The organism is Synechococcus sp. R5-13, assembly GCF_047462015.1.
Lineage (GTDB): Bacteria > Cyanobacteriota > Cyanobacteriia > Thermostichales > Thermostichaceae > Thermostichus.
This window is the reverse complement of record NZ_JANSIL010000190.1, coordinates 1-6,064: the sequence shown is the minus strand read 5'-3', so window position 1 is coordinate 6,064 and position 6,064 is coordinate 1. Positions and strand designations below refer to the sequence as shown.

The following is a 6,064-nucleotide window of genomic DNA, read 5'->3' as shown; positions in this document are numbered from 1 at the left end:
CCGCAGGACCAGCCCCATGAGCGCTTTGAGTTCCCTGAAGAAGTCCTCCCCCGCGGCAATGCGCTCTAAAGGAAGCTACCCTGGCTGCGTCAGGGATCCGCTCCCTGCGAATCTTGAGTAATCAAAAATCAAAAACTAAAGAGTTCAGGGATCCCTCATGGGATCCCTTTTTGTGTTGGGCGCGAGGTGGCTAGGAAGGGATCCCGTCTCGCAGGCGGGCGCGAATGGCTTGCCAGATCTGTTCAACCAACTGGGGCGGGCTAGTTTCTGACCGGATGGGCACCCGCACATCGGCTTGGGCGTAGAACGGCTCTCGCTCTTGCATCAGCTTGTACAGGGCAGCTTGGGGGTCGGGGGTTTGCAGCAGGGGGCGTTGGCCGGGATCCCGTCTGAGCCGCTGCCAAATCAGCTCGGGGGTCGCATCCAGCCAAACGGTGAGGCCATGGTGCAAGTAGCTCCAATTTTTGGGGCGCAACACAATGCCGCCGCCTGTGGCGATCACCAACCGGGTGTAGCTGCTCAACTGGGCCAACACCTGCGTCTCCAGATCCCGGAAGTAGGCTTCCCCATGCTCGGCGAAGATCTGAGCGATGGAAGAACCCCCCACCTGCTCCACCAGACCATCGGTGTCGAAAAATTGAAAGCGCAACTGGGCTGCCAGCTCCGATCCCACGGTGGATTTGCCGCTGCCCATCATCCCAATGAGATAAACATTTACGCCGCGCAGGCGCTCAACTTCCTCGGGGTGGATCATGGGAAAGGTACCTAGATATAGCCATGCTCGGCCAGAAACTCCAGAGAAACGCTGCTCTCGGGGGGCAGCAAGCCCAGCAATTTTTCCACATACTTGCCCAAAATATCCGCCTCTATGTTGACGGGATCCCCAACTTGGAGCTGAGAAAGGTTGGTCTCGCGGTAGGTTTGGGGGATCACAGCCACCTTGAACCAGCAGCCCCCTTGGCGCACCTCAGCAATGGTCAAGCTCACCCCATTCACCGCCACGCTGCCCTTGGGTACGATGTAACGCCCGATCTCTTCAGGAACCTTGAAGCTCAGCTCCCAGGCGTTGCCAGTGGCGGCTTGATCCCACAGTTGCCCCACCCCATCGATATGGCCGCTGACAAAATGCCCCCCTAACTTGTCTCCTACCCGCAGCGCCGGTTCCAGGTTGACTGTGCGCGGGCCGAGGGATCCCTGGCCCCAAGTCGAGCGCCGCAGGGTTTCCGGCGAAACATCGGCCAAAAATCCATCGGGCAGAATCTCCACCACCGTCAGGCAAAGGCCGTCCACCGCCACGCTATCTCCATAGGCCAACTGAGGTTGCAACCGGGGACAGGTAACCCGTAGCTGTGAAGAATTGATCAACTGGGCTGTGCCCAAACTTCGAACCAGACCCGTAAACATTGCTTTGGCTCCTTAGGTTTTGCCGGCTGCCTTTTTGGCTTTCTGTTTTTCTCGCTCTTTGGCTCGTTTTTCGGCAGCGATTCGCTCTTGTCGGGCTTTCTCTTTCTCTTCAGCGATCTTTTCTAGATAGTAGTGATAGTTGCCCTGGTAGGCGACCAACTCTCCGTTGCGAATCTCTACAATCTTGTTGGCCACTTTTGAGATAAAGTAGCGGTCGTGAGAAACAAGGATCACCGTGCCATCGTAATGCTGTAAAGCTTCTTCCAGCATCTCTTTGGCCGGGATATCTAAGTGGTTGGTGGGCTCATCCAAAATCAGTAGGTTGGCCGGCTGAAGTAGCATTTTCGCCAACGCCAAGCGGGCTTTTTCTCCCCCGCTCAAAGCCGCTACTTTCTTAAAAACGGCGTCGCCGCTGAACAAAAAGCGACCCAACAGCGTGCGCACTTCTTCGTTTTTCCAGTCGGGCACTTCGTCATGAATGGTGTCCAAGACGGTTTTGCTCAGATCCAAAGCCTCTGCTTGATTTTGCTCGAAGTAGGCAGGGATCACATTGTGTGCTCCCAATTTCACAGATCCCTCGGTAGGTTGCTCTAGGCCGGTGATAAGACGCAGCAGGGTGGATTTTCCTGCCCCATTGGGCCCCAGAAAGGCGACGCGATCCCCACGCTCGATCAACAGCTCCGCACCCAAAAACAAAATCTTATCTCCATAAATGTGCGTCAAATTCTCGATCTTCACCACCTCGCGACCACTGCGGGGAGCAGGGGGAAAGCGAAACTTGAGGGTACGCACGTCGCCAATGGGCGCTTCGACCCGCTCGATCTTTTCCAGTTGTTTTTCGCGGCTTTTGGCCTGAGTGCTGCGGGTGGCACTGGCCCGGAAGCGATCGATGAAGGTTTGTTGCCTTTCAATTTCCTTTTGCTGACGTTCGTAGGCAGCTTGTTGTGCCTCTCGCCGTTCAGCTTTTTGGAGTAGGTATTGAGAATAGTTACCCAAGTATGTCGTAGAAACTCCTCGCTCCGTCTCCACAATTTGGGTGCAAAGCCGATCCAAAAACTCTCGATCATGAGAAACAATCACCATGGGGATCGTCAAGCTCTTGAGGTAGTTTTCCAGCCACTCAATGGTCTCCAAGTCTAGGTGGTTGGTCGGCTCGTCTAGCAACATCAAATCGGGTTTTTGCAGCAGGATTTTCCCCAGGCTGATGCGCATCTGCCAGCCGCCGCTGAAGGCGCTCACCAACCGATCCCCGTCCTCCGGCTCAAACCCCATTTCCGGCAGGATTTTCTCAATACGCGCCTCCAGTTCATAGCCATGTAAACTCTCAAATTGGCGCTGTAGACGATCTAGACGGCGCAAAAGGGTTTCCAACGTGTCCGCGTCCGCCTGCTCCATCTGTTGGGTGATTTGGGCAATTTCTTGGTGAATGCGGTTTTCCTCTTGAAAGACTGTCCAGAACTCTTCTCGCACCGTTCGGGCGGGATCCACTCCAAATTCTTGGGTGAGATAGGCGATGCGCAGGTTGGCGGGGCGGATCACCTCGCCGCTGGTCGGTTCTTCTTGCCCGCAGATAATCTTGAGCTGGGTGGTCTTTCCGGCCCCGTTTACTCCCACTAGGCCGACGCGATCCCCAGGCTTAACTTCCCAGTTCACATCCTTGAGCACCTCACCGGTGGGATAGATTTTGCTAATGTGTTCCAGTCGCAGCATAATGCTCCTTGGGGATCGGGACCAATTGGAGAAGTGTGGCGTTTTCTTTACATTCTTTACTCGATTTTACGTATTCTTGGGATCCCTGTCCATGGATCCTGAGCAATTTCTGCTTGATTTCTCCCTCTCATTGATCTTGCCGGGATCCACGACAGCGTTTAATATTTCTGGTTTGCCTTCAGAAGTGCCTGCTGAACCCTGTTCGATCTTTTTTCATGTCTTCAGGGCTTGTTTGTCGGTACCCTTAGTATGGACTCTTTTGCCAGAAGCCTTGTGAGGCTTCTCTAAGGCTTAAACGACCTCTAATGCCAGCGGGGAAAAGCCAGTTCCTGAGAGAGATTGAAGTAGCCGGTCGTGATGACAATGAGGAAGGTTGATCGGATAAGTTTTCAGTGTATGGGATGCTTACTTCGTCTCTTGTTTCTGAAATCCCCGGCAACCTATTTTTCTCTTTTGGGCATGTCCTAATGAGCTATCAATCCATTGACATTAGCAGTCAGCCCAGACAAGTTATGGTCTCTTGAGTTGACTTCTTATCTAACATAAAACCTTTGTTGATTTTGACAGGAAAGCCAATGGCGACGGGGATCAACTCAGAAGGACACTACGCCTTGGCTTGATCCTCGAGGGAACGGGGGGATCCCTGAAACAGGGCAGGATGACCTGTTCTGCCTCCCTGAACCGACAGAGGATTTTGTCTGTGGGCAGGCGGCTGTTGGGCCAGAAGCCGCTTCACCTCTGCATTAAGCTGACTTTCGTTGAAGGGCTTGGTCAAGTAGGCGGTTGCCCCCGACCATTTGCCGCGGATGCGGGCCAGCAGACCATCGCGAGCGGTAACCATCAGGATGGGAAGGGACTTAAACTCTTCTAAGCTGCGCACAATGCGGCAAAGCTCTAGACCATCGATCCCCGGCATGGCGATATCCATCAACAACAGGTGGGGCCGATGCTGAAACAACAAAGGAAGCACCTCGGCGGGGTTGCCCGTTGTAATCACCTGATAGTTGGGCAAATACTGCCGTAGGATTTCCTGCATCACCACGCTGTCGTCCACCGCCAAGATGGTTATCGGGTTGTGGCGCTTGGTCTGCAGCAGCTCTTGGGGTGTTTGTAGGCTGACCAAACCTTTTTTCGCCCAGGAGGCAAAGAGATTGGCCACCTCCAGCCGATCCCGGCACAGCTTCTTGGCGATTGCTTCCAGCGACTGGCCATCTTTGGTGAGGGTGTGGAGCTTCTGTCGTTGCTCATCGGTGATGCGGTAGCGGTTGACCCGTTCCCAATTGACCACCGGCACCGCCAACAGGGTTGGGATCGCCACCTTCAAATCTGCCCAGCGATCGTGGCGCCGGGCGGCTTCTTGCAGCAGCGGCTCCAACTCAAACCCGCCAATGGGGGCCTCCTGGGCGACCTGCTCCTGCACCTCAAAGTAACAGGTGCCTGCCCGTTCGAATAGGTAGCGGTCGAAATCGGTAAGCAGGTTGAGCCACAGGGCATCTTCCAGCTCCCCCGGCTTGAGCAGGCCCAATTGCGTGATAGCCTCCAGCAGCTCAGGTAAGGAATGGTCTTTCACCAAGCGCTCTTGCACCACCGAGATGGCCCGCTGTGGCCATTCCAAGTTGAGGCGAGGAATAAAGCGGGAGAGTCGTTTCAGCAGGATTTGCGTGTTGAGGGGTTGATCGGCAGAAAAAAGCAGCCTGCCGTGGTAGTAGGTCAACACCCAGGGTTCCGCACCCTCAGAGGGATCCAGTCCCTTGAGGTGAATGTGCAGATATCCAGTGGTAAACCGCCAACCTTGCTGCCTGAGCAGTGGCGCAAGTTCCTCCGAGCCGAACACAAAACGGGACATGCAGCGTTCTCCGGGCCAACTTCTTCAGGCCAAATGAGCAGCGATTCACCTCAGCCACACGCTCAAACCGTCGAAAGGAGAGCTTCAGAGAGCTCACTTATTTTAACAACTGGCTGATCTTAGCTTTCCCGGCCATTCCTTTACAGCAAGGGAATACCGCTTTGCCAACCAGGATATACACCCATGCAATCCCATATGCAGTGCCTTGAAGGATTACCATTGCAAGGCTAGGGTCCGGCTATGGCTCTATCTTTCTAAATTGAGAGCCTGCCGTTGGGCTTGGAGCAATTCTTGGATCCCGGCTTGGGCCATCTCCAACATTTGTAGCAGTTGCGGGTGACTGAAGCAGCCGGCTTCGGCAGTGCCCTGGATCTCGATGAAGGATCCCTGCTCGTTCATAACAATGTTCATGTCCACCTCGGCTTGGCTGTCTTCCTCATAGCACAGATCCACAAGTACCTCTCCCTGCACAATTCCCACCGAAAGGGCCGCCACCTGCTGCCGCAGCGGGGATCCCTGGGCCGGATCCAGCGCCCCCTGTTTGTACAGCCAAGTGATGGCGTCGTGCAGAGCCACATAGCCCCCTGTGATCGCGGCGGTGCGCGTTCCGCCATCGGCCTGCAGCACATCGGCATCGACGGTGATGGTACGGGATCCCAGCTTGCGAAAATCCAAGGCGGCGCGCAGACTGCGCCCGATGAGCCGTTGAATCTCGGCAGTACGGCCCGATAGTTTCAACATTTCCCGCGGCTGTCGTTGTTGCGTGGCTCCGGGCAACATGCGGTACTCAGCCGTCAGCCAGCCTTGGCCGGTGTTCTGCAGAAAAGGGGGAACTTCTTCGGCCACACTGGCGGTGCAAAGGACATGGGTATGGCCGAACTTGACCAACACCGAGCCAGGGGCATAGCGGGTAAAGTGGCGCTCAAAAGAAACCGGGCGCAATTGAGCAGCGGTGCGATTATCTGGGCGTTGCCAGCTCATGGACAGTTCAAAAAGGGATCCCTCGCATTGTCAACCATGTCTGCCCAATGCGGCTCAGCTAGAAATCGCAGGAGCCCCGCACTGTACCCGTAGGGTCAGTGTCGGGAGGAATGCGGAAGTTAT

At 55.3% G+C, this 6,064-nt stretch carries 5 protein-coding genes and 1 pseudogene; 1 reads left to right on the top strand and 5 read right to left on the bottom strand.

Features of this window, described 5'->3' with window-relative positions:
- Nucleotides 1–69 (top strand): annotated as a pseudogene (locus tag NW840_RS13295) (photosystem II protein D2); the annotation flags it as partial.
- 121 nt (nucleotides 70–190) lie between these two features.
- On the opposite strand, the gene NW840_RS13290 reads toward NW840_RS13295, so the two are convergent.
- The 5 genes from NW840_RS13290 to rph all read right to left on the bottom strand — a co-directional run bounded on the left by NW840_RS13290 (nucleotide 191) and on the right by rph (nucleotide 5,941).
- Nucleotides 191–754, bottom strand: a complete 564-nt coding sequence (locus tag NW840_RS13290; protein ID WP_414344781.1) for a shikimate kinase — start codon at nucleotides 752–754, stop codon at nucleotides 191–193.
- Nucleotides 755–765: 11 nt separating this feature from the next.
- Nucleotides 766–1,404, bottom strand: a complete 639-nt coding sequence (locus tag NW840_RS13285; RefSeq protein ID WP_414332173.1) for a riboflavin synthase — start codon at nucleotides 1,402–1,404, stop codon at nucleotides 766–768.
- Nucleotides 1,405–1,416: 12 nt separating this feature from the next.
- The gene (locus NW840_RS13280; protein ID WP_414332172.1) at nucleotides 1,417–3,114 is read right to left on the bottom strand and encodes an ATP-binding cassette domain-containing protein; all 1,698 of its coding nucleotides are present in this window, start codon (nucleotides 3,112–3,114) and stop codon (nucleotides 1,417–1,419) included.
- A gap of 604 nt (nucleotides 3,115–3,718) precedes the next feature.
- A complete protein-coding gene (locus NW840_RS13275) occupies nucleotides 3,719–4,960 on the bottom strand; it encodes a response regulator (protein ID WP_414344779.1) in 1,242 nt (413 codons plus the stop codon).
- 246 nt (nucleotides 4,961–5,206) lie between these two features.
- Nucleotides 5,207–5,941: a ribonuclease PH gene (gene rph, locus NW840_RS13270; RefSeq protein WP_414344777.1), complete on the bottom strand. Its 735-nt coding sequence runs from the start codon at nucleotides 5,939–5,941 to the stop codon at nucleotides 5,207–5,209.
- Nucleotides 5,942–6,064: the final 123 nt, after the last annotated feature.